At 41.7% G+C, this 17778-nt stretch carries 16 protein-coding genes and 1 riboswitch; of the genes, 1 reads left to right on the forward strand and 15 read right to left on the reverse strand.

What is annotated here, in order from left to right:
* From rph to ACXAD1_RS19235, 10 genes are all read right to left on the reverse strand, one after another.
* Positions 1-771, reverse strand: a complete 771-nt coding sequence (gene rph, locus ACXAD1_RS19190) for a ribonuclease PH (protein WP_474910784.1) — start codon at positions 769-771, stop codon at positions 1-3.
* A gap of 175 nt (positions 772-946) precedes the next feature.
* Entirely contained in the window at positions 947-2014 is a 1068-nt protein-coding gene (locus tag ACXAD1_RS19195; RefSeq protein ID WP_474910785.1) for a GerMN domain-containing protein, read from the reverse strand.
* A gap of 230 nt (positions 2015-2244) precedes the next feature.
* Positions 2245-4386, reverse strand: a complete 2142-nt coding sequence (recQ, locus tag ACXAD1_RS19200) for a DNA helicase RecQ (protein WP_474910786.1) — start codon at positions 4384-4386, stop codon at positions 2245-2247.
* A 334-nt stretch (positions 4387-4720) separates the two neighbouring features.
* Positions 4721-5515 (reverse strand): glutamate racemase, encoded by a 795-nt coding sequence (gene racE, locus ACXAD1_RS19205; protein WP_312886157.1) that lies wholly within the window; start codon positions 5513-5515, stop codon positions 4721-4723.
* A 10-nt stretch (positions 5516-5525) separates the two neighbouring features.
* The gene (locus ACXAD1_RS19210) at positions 5526-5984 is read right to left on the reverse strand and encodes a MarR family winged helix-turn-helix transcriptional regulator (RefSeq protein WP_206839014.1); all 459 of its coding nucleotides are present in this window, start codon (positions 5982-5984) and stop codon (positions 5526-5528) included.
* 160 nt (positions 5985-6144) lie between these two features.
* A complete protein-coding gene (locus ACXAD1_RS19215) occupies positions 6145-6369 on the reverse strand; it encodes a helix-turn-helix domain-containing protein (protein WP_009333184.1) in 225 nt (74 codons plus the stop codon).
* Between the two features lie 146 nt (positions 6370-6515).
* Positions 6516-6980, reverse strand: coding sequence for an acyl-CoA thioesterase (locus tag ACXAD1_RS19220; RefSeq protein ID WP_206839015.1), 465 nt, complete (start codon positions 6978-6980; stop codon positions 6516-6518).
* 142 nt (positions 6981-7122) lie between these two features.
* Positions 7123-7890 carry a succinate dehydrogenase iron-sulfur subunit gene (sdhB, locus tag ACXAD1_RS19225; RefSeq protein ID WP_206839017.1) on the reverse strand — a complete coding sequence of 256 codons (768 nt, stop codon included), beginning with the start codon at positions 7888-7890 and terminating at the stop codon, positions 7123-7125.
* Between the two features lie 3 nt (positions 7891-7893).
* Positions 7894-9654 (reverse strand): succinate dehydrogenase flavoprotein subunit, encoded by a 1761-nt coding sequence (sdhA, locus tag ACXAD1_RS19230; protein WP_206839018.1) that lies wholly within the window; start codon positions 9652-9654, stop codon positions 7894-7896.
* Positions 9655-9794: 140 nt separating this feature from the next.
* Positions 9795-10403 (reverse strand): succinate dehydrogenase cytochrome b558 subunit, encoded by a 609-nt coding sequence (locus ACXAD1_RS19235; RefSeq protein WP_206839020.1) that lies wholly within the window; start codon positions 10401-10403, stop codon positions 9795-9797.
* A 349-nt stretch (positions 10404-10752) separates the two neighbouring features.
* Here ACXAD1_RS19235 and ACXAD1_RS19240 point away from each other — a divergent pair, with 349 nt between their 5' ends.
* Positions 10753-11205, forward strand: coding sequence for a YslB family protein (locus tag ACXAD1_RS19240; protein WP_370224288.1), 453 nt, complete (start codon positions 10753-10755; stop codon positions 11203-11205).
* Positions 11206-11266: 61 nt separating this feature from the next.
* Here the strand turns inward: ACXAD1_RS19240 and ACXAD1_RS19245 are convergent, their stop codons facing one another.
* The 5 genes from ACXAD1_RS19245 to ACXAD1_RS19265 all read right to left on the reverse strand — a co-directional run bounded on the left by ACXAD1_RS19245 (position 11267) and on the right by ACXAD1_RS19265 (position 17334).
* Complete coding sequence (locus ACXAD1_RS19245) at positions 11267-12496, reverse strand: aspartate kinase (RefSeq protein WP_474910787.1); 1230 nt, start codon at positions 12494-12496, stop codon at positions 11267-11269.
* A 188-nt stretch (positions 12497-12684) separates the two neighbouring features.
* Positions 12685-12864, reverse strand: a riboswitch (Lysine riboswitch).
* Between the two features lie 128 nt (positions 12865-12992).
* On the reverse strand, positions 12993-14786 hold the full coding sequence (gene uvrC, locus ACXAD1_RS19250) for an excinuclease ABC subunit UvrC (RefSeq protein ID WP_474910788.1): 1794 nt from the start codon (positions 14784-14786) through the stop codon (positions 12993-12995).
* Positions 14787-15049: 263 nt separating this feature from the next.
* Positions 15050-15364 (reverse strand): thioredoxin, encoded by a 315-nt coding sequence (gene trxA, locus ACXAD1_RS19255; RefSeq protein WP_206839024.1) that lies wholly within the window; start codon positions 15362-15364, stop codon positions 15050-15052.
* A gap of 178 nt (positions 15365-15542) precedes the next feature.
* Positions 15543-16520, reverse strand: coding sequence for an electron transfer flavoprotein subunit alpha/FixB family protein (locus ACXAD1_RS19260; protein ID WP_206839025.1), 978 nt, complete (start codon positions 16518-16520; stop codon positions 15543-15545).
* Positions 16521-16560: 40 nt separating this feature from the next.
* The gene (locus ACXAD1_RS19265) at positions 16561-17334 is read right to left on the reverse strand and encodes an electron transfer flavoprotein subunit beta/FixA family protein (protein ID WP_370224293.1); all 774 of its coding nucleotides are present in this window, start codon (positions 17332-17334) and stop codon (positions 16561-16563) included.
* Positions 17335-17778 lie beyond the last annotated feature (444 nt).

The raw sequence follows: 17778 nt of genomic DNA on the forward strand, positions 1-17778 counted from the left end.
CTATGACCTCCCCTCCAGCTTTTCTCTTTTGCTTTGAATGCTTCCTGAGATTTTTTCTCCAAGCGCAGCCTTTTGAAACTCAAACAGCTCTGTTATCCCTTCCTGCGCAGCACCCAGCATTTCCTGCAGCTGGGTATAAGAAAAAGTCGCTTCTTCTCCCGTTCCCTGAAGTTCCACAAACTCACCGCTTCCAGTCATAACGACATTCATATCTACTTCCGCTGAAGAGTCTTCAAGATAATTCAAATCCACTGCAGCCTGCTTGTTTTTAAGAATTCCCACGCTTGTGGCAGCAAGGAAATCATTTATTGGATAGTGAGTAAGCTTCTTGCTGCTGTATAATTTATCCATCGCCTGTGACATAGCGACAAAGGCTCCTGTAATGGATGCTGTCCGAGTCCCTCCATCCGCCTGGATTACATCGCAATCAAGCCAAACCGTTCTTTCGCCAAGTGCATCAAGATCCACCACTGCACGGAGAGCACGGCCGATCAGACGCTGGATTTCCATTGTTCTCCCTGAGATTTTCCCTTTTGCTGATTCCCTGATATTTCTCTGTTCCGTTGCTCTTGGAAGCATGGAATATTCAGCTGTTATCCAGCCTTTCCCCTGTCCCCTCATAAAAGGAGGGACCCTTTCATCGATACTTGCTGTGCAAATCACCTTCGTGTCTCCCACAGTTATAAGGACAGAGCCCTCAGGATGCTTTAAGTAATCTGTTTCAATATGTATAGGCCTAAGCTGCTTCGGTTCACGTCCATCTGCACGCATAAGCTGATTCCCCCTTCTTTTCCATATGCAAAAAAATTATTTAACCAGAGCATCGCCCTAAGTATGTTTTTGTCCAGGTACATTGGCATAACTTCATTTCACCAACAAAGAAGAGGCGGCATTAAATGCCAACCTCTTTTTCCTGTTACTATATAGTATAACAAAATCTGCCCTATTAAAAACTTCCTGTATTCACATTTTCAGGACGGGTTACAGGCTCAGACAGTTTTTGGCCATCCTCATTGACAATCTCTGCTTTGCCATCAACAGTGACAGCAACGCTTTCGATGCCCTTTTGTTCTGTCAGTGAAAGGACAAGTGCAGTCAGCAAGTGCTTGGAAATCATTTTCTCTTCGAAGCTGCTGAAAACATTCTCATTGAAGTTTAATGTGACTTTTCCTTCTTCAACTTTTGGATCTTCAAGCAGTTCTACATCCGGAAGGAAGTCTGTCACCAGATTGGATGCATAGTTCGGCCCTTTTATCAGTTCGGATACAACCGCTTCAACTTTATTGTCCATATCATTGCTTACACGCTTTGTAACAGGCACGTAATAATAGTTTTCTTCATCCCCGCCCAGATAATAAACGGTCACCGGCTTCGTATTCGTGATATCTACTACTTCCGTTGTATCCATGTTTATTCCATTGGCTCTGCTTAACGCAGAACTGACCGGAGTGCCATTCACAGGCATCTCTTTTAATTCATGTCCGTTTAATGTCAGCTTAACTTTATCAATGGAATCAAATTGTGTAAGTGTCCAGGTAACTGATTGGAGAATTTTCTTTTCATCTTCCTTAGCATATTCCTGAAATTCTTTTGAAAAATCGACGGTTGCAACTTTATCTTTAATATTTACAGAAACTTTTGTATCAGCCGGAAGGACTGCTCGGAAATCATTTGGAAGAAGCTCTGTAACAGGACCGTTTTCTACCAGGTACTCTAACGCCTGTGTAGCAACTGAATTAGTTTTTGGAAGATCTATTGTCTGGGGAACGACATACCCATTCTTATCAATCAAGTAAAGCTCTGTTTTAAGATTTGCCGTAACACCCTCTTCATTTTCGGCTGTTTCTTTTCCAGCTGTTTCTTCTGCAACACTCTCGCCTTCATCGGTATAAGATACTGCTTTTGGCGGATCGACCTTTTCCTTCCCCTGGCTTCCAAACAATCCGCAGCCTGATAATAGAACAGATGATACCAGCACAGCTGACACTAAAGACGTTTTTTTATTTAAAGACATACATAATCCCCCCTGAGACAGTTTGTACTACATGTATACGAGCCTATCTGAAATTTAGACCGTCTTTTAGGATAAAAGTGTTAATAGATTTTTGACAAATTTGGACAAACCGAAGGAAAAGCGCAAGCGCCTTGCCCACCCCCGACACCTCGAGGGGGTAGGCTGCTTATCGACGTTCAAAATTCTCTTATCTTTCATAAAAAAAGAAGCCCCCATAAGGAGCTTCTCTGTCATATTTGTTTCAGCAGTTCATCTTTTATCAGGACAGCTTTGATTTTAAAATAATCTATCTCCTCCGGAAGTTCTTCTTTGATTGGTTTAAGTTTGTCTCTACCAGCCTTTTCAGCAGCCTGTAAAACGAGCTTTTCTTCAGTTTCATTGAAAATATCTGACCAGTCAATTACATTGCCTTCTCTGATAGAGCGAAATATATGCTCTTGAATTGTTATCGGTGAGAAATTTCGCTTTTTGGCTATTTCTCTTATTGAATCTCCATCCTTGTAATAGTCAAAGGAAATCTGGTAGCTTGGACGATCATCTATGGGTTCCTCTGATTTTGATGGCGCTTCTGCAGCCGGCTTAGGCGAAATATTATGTTCTTCGGCAAATTCTCTGATAGCCTGGATAAAGTCTTCTCCATACTTTTCAAACTTCATTTGCCCTACGCCTTTAATATTTAACATCATGTCCTTGCTGACGGGAAAATAGCGGCTCATTTCTTTTAATGCTGCATCAGCAAATACTACGAAAGGAGGGACATTTTCTTCATCTGCAATCTTTTTCCTAAGTTTTCTCAGCATCTCGAAGAGCTCATTGTTTTCCTCTGTTTCCTGAATACGCACCGGCTCGCTTATTTTCATAAATAATCTTTTCTGCCCCTTCAACACGGGAACTGCACTGGCCGACAGCTTTACAGTCGGATATTTTCCATCTGTTAAAGCCAGATAGTCCTCAGCGAGCAGATAATTTATCATATCACCAATCTCTTTTTCTTTGCGGTTTTTCAGCAATCCGAATGTTGAAAGTTTATGAAAATTCATTTCGCGGATTCTCTTATTATTCGATCCTTTCAAAACCTGGGCTGTCAAAGTAATTCCAAATCTTTCTCCCATCCGCTTGATGCATGAGAATATCATTAAAGCTTCCTGTGTAATATCCATGCTTGTCCGTTCATCCAGACAGCTGCTGCATTTGACGCATTGAATAGGATCGGCATTCTCATCAAAATATTCAATGATATAGGACTGAAGGCATTTTTCTGTATGGCAGTAATTAACCATATCCTTAAGCTTGCTGTATTCCTGCTCCATTTTTTGTTGATTCAGACTGCTCTCCTCTATCAAAAACTTCTGCAGCTGGATATCCTGAGGGGCAAACAGCAGGTAGCAGGTGCTATCAACGCCATCTCTGCCGGCCCTTCCCGCTTCCTGATAATAGGCTTCAATGTTCCGCGGAAGATTATAGTGGATGACATATCTGACATTGGATTTATCTATCCCCATTCCAAAAGCATTCGTTGCAATCATAATGTCTGATTCATCGTATACAAAGGTATCCTGTGCTTCTTTTCGTTCTTCTTCCTTTAGGCCTGCATGATATTTGGCAGCAGACAAATTCTTGCCTTTTAAAAATTGGTACAGCTGGTCCGTTTCCTTGCGGCTTGAAGTGTATATTATTCCCGCTTCGTTTTTATGTTTCTTAATGGTCTGCAATATAAAGTCCCTTTTGTTAACACCTTTCAAAACGTGGAAAGATAAATTCTCCCTTGCAAAACCGGTAATAAACGTATGTTCCTCTCCTATGTTTAAAAGCCTGCGAATATCATTTGCAACATCCCGTGTTGCTGTTGCTGTCAAAGCAGCGATTACAGGTTTCTGGTTCAGGCTGTTAAGCTCAGCGACAACCGAACGATAACTTGGTCTAAAGTCATGCCCCCATTGGGAGATGCAGTGCGCCTCATCAAAGACGATAGCACTAATTGAAATATCGTTTAATAAATCCAAAAAGACCATGGAACCAAATCGTTCCGGCGCCACATACACGAGCTTATATTCACCTTTGCGTATTCCCGCTACAACATGCTGATACTCAGCAGAAGACAGCGTGCTGTTGATAAAAGCAGCCGGGATGCCGGCAAGACTAAGAGCATCTACTTGATCTTTCATCAGGGAAATTAAGGGAGAAATCACAATGGCCGTTCCGGGGAGTACAAGAGCGGGTATTTGGAAGCAGATTGACTTTCCGCCTCCAGTTGGGAGAATGCCAAGAGTATTGGTTTGAGAAAGGATATTTTGAATAATCTCCTGTTGACCAGGACGGAAAGAGGTATATCCAAAATATTTTTTCAGATAGTTTTCGGCTTGTGCGAGCAAATTGATCACCAACTCAACTAATATATTTTGTCTTTCATTCTCATGATACCAAAGCTTTTTTAAAATGTAATCCTAAAAGAAAAGCGGAAGCGCCTTGCCCACAAAGGAACGCAGATTAAGAACGCCACGTCCTGTGGCAACGTCTGCATAACCCCCATCCTGGGGGCCTCACCTCGAGGGGATAGGCGCTCCTCATAAAAGCTAGCGCTTTTAGTCGTGCGATGATAAAGCTGTCGAAGCATTCCTTGTGGAGCTAGACAGTTATCCGCGTTCAAGATGTTATGATTAGCTTTAAAAACACCTTCTGAAAAAGTTCAGAAGGTGTCTGCATGTGTTAAAGCGATATTTTTTCTGCAGTATTTACAGGAAATCCCAGCCACTTTGAAGCAATTTTAGAAAAAATGGCCGGTGAGCCCGTTGTGCAGAATTTATATTCAGGGTTCTCTGCAACAGCTTTAAGCATTCCATAGTGATGCAGAATGGTACTTGCTTCCCTTGCTGTTTCTTCACCGGAACTGATGACATTTACGCCTTTTCCCATTACATTTTTAATAATTGGTTCTAATAAAGGATAATGGGTACATCCGAGAATGAGTGTATCCATTCCTTTTCCTTTAATAGACTGAAGAGTCTCAGCCACGATTTTTTTGGCAACAGAGCCTTCATACTCTCCGCTCTCTACAAGAGGAACGAACTTAGGGCATGCCAGACTATGAACATCAGATCTCCTGTTTAACTGAATCAGCGCATTTTCATATGCCTTGCTTTTGACTGTGCCTTCTGTGCCAATGACACCAATCTTATGATTTTTCGTTACTTTTATAGCTGTTCTGGCCCCAGGGAAAATGACACCGATAACCGGTATCGTTAGCTCTCTGCGAATTTCTTCCAGGGCTACGGCAGTGGCAGTATTACAGGCAATGATAAGCATTTTAATATTTCTGCCAAGCAAGTATTTCGTCATTTGCCAGGTAAAAGATTTTACCTCGTCACCAGGCCGGGGGCCATATGGGCATCGGGCTGTATCTCCAAGGTAAACAATATCTTCATTTGGCAGCTGCCGCATAATTTCTTTTGCGACTGTTAAGCCTCCAACTCCGGAGTCAATAATTCCTATAGGTTGTTTCACAAGTACCGCCTCATTCTCCTCGCATATCATGGTGTAATTTCGTTAAGTTATCTTTTAAGAACAAGACCTCATTATGTGAAGAATTTTTAAGAACTTCTTTTAAATAATCCTGGCGTTTTTTTATAACTTCTTCAATAATCCGTTCTCCTTCTTCAAGCAGGTGGATTCTGACCACTCTTCGGTCATTTGGATCTTTAACCCTTTTCACAAGGGTGTTTTTCTCCATTCGATCAACAAGATCTGTTGTCGTGCTGCATGCAAGATACATTTTGTTTGACAGCTCACCGATGGTCATATCGCCTTCTTCAAAAAGCCATTGCAATGCAACAAACTGGGGAGGGGTAATGGTGAAATCACTTAGAATTTCCCTTCCCTTCTGCTTGATAATGCCGGATATGTATCTTAAGTCTTTCTCAATTTCAGCTACAACATCATTTATTTCATTTGTTTTAGGATCTTCAAGCTTCATTCTTAAACACTCCCATTTAAGCTTTTACGATGTTTTCTGCCCTTGTGCATTTATTTTCACCTTTTTCCGTATAAATTTCAAGACAGAAATAAAACCAATTAATGAAAAAATCCCTTTATAAATGTGATAACCGGCTTCCCAGAAGGATAGCCGGTCTAAATTAAAGTTCTAGCTCTCCCATTCGAAGGAGCTCTACAACAGCTTGTGATCGCCCCTTTACACCAAGCTTTTGCATGGCATTGGAAATGTGGTTCCGAACCGTTTTTTCACTTATAAACAATTCACCAGCGATTTCCCTTGTTGTTTTATCTTGTACTAACAATTCGAATACTTCTCTTTCTCGTTTGGTGAGTAACGGCTTGTGAGTATATTCATTCTCCTTCAAGTATTGTAACCCTCCTTGCCTTTCGCCAGCTATGAACCGCGGGATGGGTATATATTTAGTCACCATATCATATGTCAGCAAAACAGCCGAAGTGACTATATTTAGTGAAAGGAGAAAGTTATTTTCAAAAATGTGCCATTGTGCCGCTAGGCCCGTACTTTAACCCCGCTTTTCAGCATTTCTTTCATTTCTGCGGTCCAAGGCACACCCTTGCCTGTCACCTTTGATATCTGCACCATCGTGCCCCTGCCGGTGAAGCAAACTGAACCGTCTGATTTCTTGCCCATATAATGAAGGTCAACAGAAGAATTACCTATCGAAGCAGCTTTTACATAAATTTGTAACTCTTCATCAAAGAAAACCTGGCAGATAAAATCGCATTGGAGGTCTGCTACGACTGGTATGGTTTCATTATCTTGTTTTACCCAGTCCTGCATAAAGCCTTTGCTTTTGAAAAATTCTATCCTTGCTTCTTCATAATATGTGAATGGAACGGTATTGTTCAAATGTCCAAACATATCTGTTTCAGAAAATCTGACTTTTACTGGATGAAAGAAAATGAATTCTTCTTCCCATTTTTTAAAATTGTCAATATAGCTCAATTTTTTCATGGCAGTTCCTCCCGGCTATTTATGAATGAGCGCTCACTCTGTTATATTTCATTATAGTGTTTTTTGAATTATTTGAACACCAAAACCATTCAGCTTTGAATGCAAAAACCCCTCTCCAAAAAGGAAAGGGGGTTTAAGAAGTTTAGATCTGGTCGCTTCCAAAGAAGTTTTTGAAAGACTGGAATGTTGTATCGCGGTTAAGTGCCGCAATGGATGTTGTTAAAGGAATGCCTTTCGGGCAGGACTGTACGCAGTTTTGAGAGTTTCCGCAGTTGGCTAGTCCCCCATCACCCATGATTTGCTCCAGGCGTTCTGCTTTATTCATTTCACCAGTTGGGTGAGCATTGAACAAACGAACCTGTGATAATGGAGCTGGCCCGATAAAATCAGATTTGCTGTTTACATTCGGGCATGCTTCCAGACAAACACCGCATGTCATGCACTTTGACAGTTCATATGCCCATTGGCGCTTTCTCTCAGGCATACGCGGTCCTGGTCCCAAATCATAAGTGCCATCGATCGGAATCCACGCTTTAACCTTTTTCAAGGAGTCAAACATACGGCTTCTGTCGACCTGCAGGTCACGGACTACCGGGAACGTGCGCATAGGCTCAAGACGGATTGGCTGTTCCAGCTGATCGACAAGCGCCGTACAGGACTGACGTGGCTTTCCATTAATAATCATTGAACATGCACCGCAGACTTCTTCCAGGCAGTTCATATCCCATGCGATTGGAGTGGTATGTTCACCCTTCACGTTGACCGGATTACGGCGAATTTCCATAAGAGCAGAAATAACATTCATATTGGGACGGTAATCTATTTCAAACTCTTCCTGAAAAGGGGCTGAATCAGGAGTATCCTGGCGGCTGATTACAAAACGGACTGTTTTAGTTTTTGTTTCTTGCATGGATTAATTCTCCCCTTTCTTTTTGGAATAGTCACGCTTACGCGGTTTTATTAAGCTGACATCAATGTCTTCGTAATGGAATGCAGGAGCGGAATTTGCATCAACAAACTTCGCCATTGTTGTTTTCATGAATTCCTCATCGTTACGCTCAGGGAAATCCGGCTTATAGTGTGCACCGCGGCTTTCGTTACGGTTGTAAGCACCAATTGTAATAACACGTGCCAATTGAAGCATATTCTGCAGCTGGCGCGTAAAGCTTGCACCCTGATTGCTCCACTTCGCAGTGTCGTTAATATTGATGTTTTTATAGCGCTCCATAAGTTCAACAATTTTTTCATCTGTTTTTAGAAGCCTGTCATTGTGGCGGACAACCGTTACATTGTCTGTCATCCATTCACCAAGCTCTTTATGAAGAACGTATGCATTCTCTGTGCCATCAAGAGACATGATATTATTCCATTTTTCTTCTTCCTGTTTTACATGGCGCTCAAATAATGATGATGGCAGATCTTCAGCAGTCTTATCCAGGCCGCTGATATATTTGACAGCATTAGGACCTGCTACCATACCACCGTAGATGGCTGATAGAAGGGAGTTTGCACCCAGACGGTTGGCACCGTGCTGTGAATAATCACATTCACCTGCAGCAAATAAGCCAGGGATATTTGTCATCTGATCATAGTCAACCCATAGTCCGCCCATTGAATAGTGGACAGCAGGGAAGATTTTCATTGGCACTTTACGAGGGTCTTCACCCTGGAATTTTTCATAGATTTCAATAATTCCGCCAAGCTTAATATCAAGCTCTTTAGGATCTTTATGGGAAAGATCAAGATAGACCATGTTTTCCCCATTAATGCCAAGCTTCTGGTTAACACACACGTCAAAAATTTCACGGGTTGCAATATCACGAGGCACCAGATTTCCATAAGCAGGATATTTCTCCTCAAGGAAATACCATGGTTTGCCATCTTTATATGTCCAGACTCGTCCGCCTTCACCGCGAGCAGATTCACTCATTAGACGAAGCTTATCGTCTCCCGGAATAGCGGTTGGGTGAATTTGAATAAATTCTCCATTTGCATAATAAGCACCCTGCTGATAAACAATCGAGGCCGCTGAGCCTGTGTTAATAACAGAGTTAGTCGATTTCCCGAAGATAATTCCCGGTCCGCCGGATGCCATAATAACGGCGTCAGCAGCAAAAGACTTGATCTCCATAGAAGTCAGGTTCTGAGCAACGACGCCTTTACATGATCCATCATCGTCGATTACCACCCCTAGGAATTCCCAGCCTTCGTACTTTGTTACTAACCCTGCCACTTCATGGCGGCGGACCTGCTCGTCCATCGCGTAAAGAAGCTGCTGACCTGTTGTAGCACCAGCGAATGCTGTACGGTGATGCTGTGTTCCGCCAAAGCGGCGGAAATCCAGCAGTCCCTCAGGTGTACGATTGAACATAACACCCATACGGTCAAATAAGTGAATAATTCCTGGTGCTGCCTCTGCCATCGCTTTAACAGGCGGCTGGTTCGCCAGGAAGTCTCCGCCATAAATAGTATCGTCAAAATGAATCCAAGGAGAATCGCCTTCCCCCTTTGTATTTACTGCTCCGTTGATGCCGCCCTGGGCACAAACAGAGTGAGAACGTTTAACCGGCACTAATGAAAATAATTCAACCGGAGTCCCGGATTCTGCAACTTTAATTGTCGCCATTAAACCGGCTAATCCGCCGCCGACAACTATAACCTTTCCTTTACCCATAGTGACTCACTCCCTAATTACTAGTACAACTAAGAAAAGCGCAGAGCGCCTGCCTATCGCGCTTAAAGCAGACCGCTTCTCAAAACTGCAATATTATTGGCACGTTATAAAACCGAAGTCTAATAGTCTTTTATTGTCTTTTAAATAAATGCTGTAAGAGCACGTACACCAACAATAGATAGTGCAATGAAAATTCCGATCGTTACATACGTGGAAATGACCTGTGAACGAGGAGATACTGTAATTCCCCAGCTGACAAAGAATGACCAAAGCCCATTAGCAAAGTGGAAAATTGCAGAAATGACTCCAATAATATAGAACCAGAACATAAATGGATTAGATAAGATGTTCTCCATCATCTGAAAGTTAACTTCTGCTCCAAAGGCAGCCTGTACACGTGTTTCCCAAACATGCCATGCAACAAAAACCAGTGTAATGACACCTGAAACACGCTGCAGCATAAACATCCAGTTACGGAAGTATCCATACCTGCTTGCGTTATTTTTCGCAGTAAAAGCAATATAAAGGCCATAGATTGCGTGGAACAGCAAAGGTAGATAGATTACAAACGTTTCAAGGAATATTCTGAATGGAAGACTTTCCATGAAATGCGCCGCATTATTAAAAGATTCCTCTCCCCCTGTTGCAAAATGGTTCACTACAAGGTGCTGCACCAAAAACAAACCAACCGGTATAACACCAAGTAATGAATGCAATCTGCGATTAAAAAACTCACGATTACCTGCCATAAACTTTCCCCCCCTGATTTTAAAAAAATGATGCTGAGCCCCCGCTCAGGACATCATCTCGAAAATGTTATTCATTTTCTTACAATTATGTGACATGTCCATTTTACTCCCAAGATAATAGAGCGTCAAGAAAACGGATACATAAAATGTTCCATATAAATAAAATTTTTAAAAAATATTAACGGCTAAAAATCATATTTTATTCTGCGGTTCAATATGACCTAGTTACTGGTCTCCAGTATACTGAAATAGTAATTATTTCTATGCAAATCGTTCTATTTTTTCCTGAATTGATATTAACTCCCTCAGCATATTGTATATAATAGAATCATAGAAAGAGGGGAGACTATTGAGCGAATTAGCATCTGCGAAATCCACTAATGAAGATCACATACAGACAGTTCCGGTATTTGGCTATGAACTAATCCGGGAAGTGCTGCTGCATGACCTTTTGGGAAATGAAGCACCCGAAATTTTATATTGGGCCGGCAAAAGGATCGCACGCATGTATCCTCTTGAGACAGCCGGCCAGATTGCCGAGTTTTTTACAAACGCCGGCTGGGGAAACCTTTCCATCGCAAACGAATCGAAACATGAAATTGAAATGGAATTATCAAGCCAGCTGATTGCAGACCGCTGCAAAAAGAACAAAAACTGCGCCTTTCAGCTTGAGGCCGGTTTTATAGCACAGCAGATTGAACTTCAAAAAGAAGTCATTTGTGAGGCATTCGAACATCCCCGTAAAAAAACTGGCAAAATCCTTATTACAGTGAAGTGGGATAAAAAAGATCCTGCTGAGTAATATCATATGTACTAACAATAAGCTATCAATTTTGATAGCTTATTGTTTGATATTCCTGGAATTAAGCCTTAACCGGAGAAACTGACAGCTTGAATGCATCATGCAAAGCATCCACGGCATCAATCATTTTGCTGTTTTCAACAACAGCCGAGACTTTAATTTCTGACGTGCTTACCATTTTCACCGTAATTTCATTTGCGGAAAGCACTTCAAACATTTCTGCAGCCACACCCGGATTGGAAATCATGCCTGAGCCAACAATCGAAACCTTGGCAAGGCCGGATTCCCATTCAATTCGGTCATAATTTAATTGTTCTCTATGCTTTTCAAGCACTTTTACTGTATCTGTGAGATCTTCATTCTTTATTGAAAATGAAAGGTTTGTCGTCTGAGCTTCTGTCATGCTCTGTATAATGATATCAACATTAATGTGATTTTTGGCAAGCGCCGAGAAAATAGTAGACAATCCAGTCAGTGAATTAGGAAGACCAAGAATCGTCACCCTTGTTATATCATCCTCGAAAGCCACACCGCGCACGACTAAGTTTTGTTCCATTTTTACTTCCTCCTCAATGATTGTTCCGGCTTCCTGCTCAAGGCTCGAACGCACTTCAAGGGGAAGTCCATAATTTTTAGCAAATTCGACTGCTCTTGGATGGAGCACACCAGCCCCCAAGTTGGCAAGTTCAAGCATTTCATCGTAGGAAACAGAATATAATTTTCTCGCATTCTTTATAAAGCGGGGATCAGATGTAAATACCCCTGTTACATCAGTATAAATATCACATTTATCTGCTTTAAGTGCTGCAGCCAGTGCAACAGCCGTTGTATCAGAACCACCCCGGCCAAGTGTAGTGATGGAACCATCTTCAGTCATCCCCTGGAAGCCTGCCACAATCACAATTTTCCCTTGGTTTAATTGACCCTTAATGGTAGCTGGATCAATATTCACTATCCTCGCATTGCCATGGACTGCTTCTGTCTTAATACCAGCCTGCCACCCTGTAAAAGAAACAGAGGGATGCCCTTTCGCATTTAAAGCCATCGCCAATAAAGAGATGGTCACCTGTTCGCCGGTTGTTAGCAGCATGTCCATTTCCCTTTTATCAGGTGAAGGGGAAATCTCCCTTGCCATGCCAACCAGCTGATCAGTCGTTTTCCCCATTGCCGAAACAACCACAACAACATCATTTCCCCGACTCTTTTCTTCAATTACCCGATTGGCGACATTTTGAATTCTGTCTACAGTCCCCACGGAGGTGCCTCCGAATTTCTGCACAATGATTCCCACAGCTTTCCCTTCTTTCTAAAGATCTTTTAAATATGATTTGCCGTCCTATGTAAGTGAAGCATGACAGTTCACTCTGCTGTATTTAACAATGGCTATAACTCTAAATTACCCTTTTGGGCAATAAAAAAAGCAATGGAATAGTTTACTATCCCATTGCTGTGCAGCCAAAGTATAAAAATGAGCAAACACAGTGAGATAGCTCTCCAGGACGGCACTGTCCTGACAATCCTGCATTTGTTCAATGCAGAACCAGCAGAAAAAATGATGAGATTTTCTCCACTTCGGCGAACATACCCTTTCAAAGCTTTTCATGGAAGCCCATTCTTCTCCAAGCTTTTACTGATGAAGTTCGCACCTCTACCTTCACTTAACGATTCTGTTCACAGCTCAGAAACTTAATGAACTATTATGAACATACGCTTTATCGCTATAAAGTGATATTGATATAAAGTTTCAATTAGTATAACATGTCTGAATTTTTCTGTCTATATCCATTTTATGACTTAGTATTTCCATTTTGTTCCTCAAGCCTCTGTTTTAATTCCTCAGCGACATTCGCTGGAATGCCCATTTTTCTAAACTCCTCGATTGGTGCCTCTTTCATTTTCTTTACAGATCCAAAGGTTTTCAGCAGCTGTTTCTTTCGCTTTTCGCCTATGCCGGAAATTTCATCAAGAATAGACTGAAAGGCACTTTTTCCGCGAAGCTGACGATGAAAAGTAATCGCAAAGCGATGAACCTCGTCCTGAATTCTCTGCAGCAGATAAAATTCCTGGCTGTTCCTTGCAAGCGGAATAATTTGAAGCGGATTACCATATAACAGCTGTGAAGTCCTGTGCTTTTCATCCTTTACCAGGCCAGAAATCGGAATATCCAGACCGAGCTCATTTTCAAGCACATCCCGTACAGCTTCAACATGCCCTTTTCCCCCATCAATCATAATTAAGTCCGGAAGCGGCAGCTCTTCTTTCAGCACCCTTGTATATCTGCGCCGGACTACTTCTCTCATGGATTCATAGTCATCAGGGCCTTTAACGGATTTAATTTTGTATTTACGGTACTCTCTTTTCTCTGGTTTGCCATCAATAAAGACGATCATGGCTGAAACAGGGTCAGTTCCCTGGATATTCGAATTATCAAATGCCTCTATCCGGTGAGGAGTATAAATTCCAAGCTGATCCCCCAGATTTTCTACAGCTTTAATTGTCCGTTCTTCATCACGCTCAATTAAAGAAAACTTTTCCTGGAGAGCAATTTTTGCATTTTTATAAGCAAGCTTCACCAGGTCCTTTTTTTGCCCGCGCTGCGGTTTTAGCACTTTAACATCCAGAAGCTGTTCTGCCATTACAGCATCAACCGAATCCGGTGCCAATATTTCACGCGGTTTAAAGTGGTTTGCTTTGGTATAAAACTGGCCGAGAAAAGTTAGGATTTCTTCTTCCGGCTCATTATATATAGGGAACATTGATACATCCCGTTCAATGAGTTTCCCCTGTCTGATGAAGAATACCTGAACACACATCCATCCTTTATCAACCGCGTATCCAAATACATCCCGGTCGGTAAAGTCTGTCATTGTCATTTTTTGCTTTTCCATCGTTGCATCTATATGGGCAATTTTATCTCTAAGTTCCTTCGCCCTTTCAAAGTCTAATTCTTCAGCAGCTGCTGTCATTTTTGCAGTCAGGTCTTTTTTAATCTCTTTGTATCCGCCATTTAAGAACTTTGCAATCTCATCTGTCATTTGCTTATATTGGTCTTCGCTTACAGCCTTCACACATGGCGCAAGACATTGGCCTAAATGGTAATAAAGGCAAACTCTGTCCGGAAGAGTTGAACATTTACGGAGAGGATAAATTCGGTCGAGCAGCTTTTTGGTTTCATTGGCAGCCTGCACATTGGGATAAGGTCCGAAGTATTTTCCTCTGTCTTTCTTTACTTTTCTGGTTGTAATCAGACGGGGATGGCGTTCGGCCGTCAATTTGATAAAAGGATAACTTTTATCGTCCTTCAGCATTACATTATATTTTGGATCATATTTCTTGATCAGATTCATCTCAAGGATCAATGCTTCCATATCTGAAGAAGTGACAATGTACTCAAAATCTGCGATCTCATTAACAAGTCTTAATGTTTTTCCGTCATGTGACCCTGTAAAATAGGATCTTACACGGTTTTTCAGGATTTTTGCTTTTCCCACATATATAATGGTTCCCTGCCTGTCTTTCATTAAATAACAGCCCGGCTGGGCAGGAAGCAGCATCAGTTTATTTTTAATCGTATCATTCATGGCACTTCACCTCCCCGGTTAAAACTTTTTTATCGAAGTTCAATACATTCATTATTTGGCATAATCATTTTCGGGTGCAAACTAGTAATAAAACATAGTTTGCACTGGAAGCAAACCAATATTATTTAGCCTCTAAAACGCTGTTGGCACATTATTACCATCTTATTATATCAGCCTGGAAACCTGCAGCATAACAACAAAACCCATATGACAAAAAAAAAATCCCGATGTCCTCCTGGGGACACCGGGAAATTCTTTATAGGTTAAGCATGTTTTGAAAGTAATTCGGCAAGAGCTTCTTTTGGCTGGAAACCAACCACTTTATCTACAACTTCACCGTCTTTTAAAACGATTAATGTCGGAATGCTCATTACGCCAAACTTGCCAGCAGTTTCCTGGTTTTCGTCAACATCGATTTTTACAATTTTCACTTTATCGCCCATTTCAGAATCAAGCTCTTCTAAAACAGGAGCGATCATTTTACAAGGGCCGCACCAAGGAGCCCAGAAATCTGCCAGTACTAATCCCGAACCAGTCTCAGCAGTAAAGTTTTGGTCAGTTGCGTGTGTAATAGCCATTTGATATGCCTCCTAAAATTCAACTCAAATACTAACGACAGTATATCATCGTTTTTTATATGTTGCGAACAATCTGCTCGATCGTAATTTACCCTATTTGGAGCAGATTATTCTCTTTCTTTTACTATTGGCACTATGTATAATGGGCGGCCATCAGCCGCCCATTAGTTATACTATCTTATGCGTTTACTTTAAGCTTTTTGAATTCTTCTGTTAACAGTGGAACAACCTCAAATAGATCTCCAACAATACCGTAATCAGCTACTTTAAAGATATTGGCTTCCGGATCTTTGTTAATGGCTACGATTACTTTTGAGTTGGACATCCCAGCTAAATGCTGAATAGCTCCTGAGATACCGCATGCAATATATAGATCAGGGGTTACAACCTTACCGGTTTGTCCAATTTGCAGCGAGTAGTCGCAATAATCAGCATCACATGCTCCGCGTGATGCACCCACTGCTCCATTAAGAACAGATGCAAGCTCTTTTAATGGTTCAAAGCCTTCCTCGCTCTTAACACCACGTCCGCCGGCAATGATAACCTTAGCTTCGGATAAATCAACGCCTTCACTGGCTTTGCGGACAACTTCCTTAATGATTGTGCGAAGATCTTTGATTTCTGCTGCAACAGAAGCAGCATCTCCTGACCTTGATTCATCTTTTTCCAATGGAGTTATATTGTTTGGACGAATTGTCGCAAAGAGAAGGCCATCTGTAACAATTTTCTTTTCAAATGCTTTGCCAGAATAAATCGGGCGTGTGAACACCAGGTTGCCGCCTGCCTCCTCCAGGCTCGTTACGTCAGAGATTAAACCTGACTCCAGCTTGGCAGCAATTTTAGGAGCTAAATCTTTCCCTAATGCTGTGTGTCCAAAAATCAGACCTTCCGGACTTTCGGAATCAATCACAGCCATTAATGCCTGTGAAAAGCCGTCAGGAGTATATTGCTTCAGCTTTTCATCTTCAACAGTTACAACACGGTCAGCACCATAGTGAATCATTTCATCAGCTAAAGCGCTTACAGAATTACCAATTAAAACACCTACAACTTCTCCGCCTTCTGACGCAGTTTTAGCAGCTGCAACTGCTTCGAAGGATACATTACGCAATGAACCGTCACGGACTTCACCTAATACTAATACTTTTCTAGCCATATGTTTTACCCCCTGCGTTATTATTATCAGTTATTGATGATCAGACAACTTTGGCTTCAGTATGAAGAAGTTTCACAAGTTCCTTAACTTGAGCTCCCAGCTCGCCTTCAAGAACTTTTCCTGCTTCCTTCTTAGGCGGCAAATAGATTTCAATTGTTTTTGTTTTGGCTTCAACATCGTCCTCATCAAGATCAAGATCGTCAAGCTCAAGCTCATCAAGAGGCTTCTTTTTTGCCTTCATAATTCCCGGCAAGGACGGATAGCGCGGCTCATTTAAACCCTGCTGGGCAGTGACCAATAATGGAAGTGATGTCTCAATTACTTCTGAATCCCCTTCAACATCGCGCACTACTGTCGCAGAGCTTCCATTGATATCAAGCTTTGTAATAGTTGTTACATAAGAAATGCCCAAAATTTCTGCTACACGAGGTCCAACCTGTCCCGAACCCCCATCAATTGCTACATTTCCTGCAATGACTAAGTCAGCATCTTTGTCTTTCAAGTATTCAGATAAGATTTTTGCAGTCGTGTACTGGTCCCCATCTTCAAGGTCATCTTCAGTATTTATTAATACAGCTTTATCGGCACCCATCGCAAGAGCGGTACGGAGCTGCTTTTCCGCTTCTTCTGTTCCCACAGAAACAACTGTCACTTCTCCGCCATTCGCATCACGAACCTGGATTGCTTCTTCAATTGCATATTCATCATATGGATTAATGATAAACTCAGCGCCATCTTCATTGATTTTGCCGCCTGAGATTGTAATTTTTTCTTCAGTATCAAATGTTCTCTTCATTAATACGTAGATGTTCATGATTTCCCTCCTAGTAATTAAGCATTGTCATAAAACAAAGCCATTAATTAAAACATTTCTTCACTTCGAAAGATTGAAAATATTTAATGCATACAGAAAGGCTAATCTGCTTGGAACGCCACTCTTTTTTGAAATATCTCTTTTCTCATAGATTATTATTGTTACTATAAATACAGTCCGTTGATTTCCGCTTCAGGCACTTGCTTTCCTCGGGGAGGAATGCGAGCCTCCTCGGCTTCGCCTATGGGGTCTCCCACTTTCCTCTCCTCCCGCAGGACATTGAATATGCTTCCTCGAATGGGCACCGCACGAAGGAAACGCGTCAGCATTTTCGAGGATCAAGTCCCTTCCGCTCCAATCAACTCAGCGAATTAGAATAGAAAAACAACAAACTATACGTAAACAACCTTTGAAATTGAGCGGGCGCTCGCTCACAGACCATAA

It is taken from the genome of Cytobacillus sp. ABV4_503 (assembly GCF_056158445.1).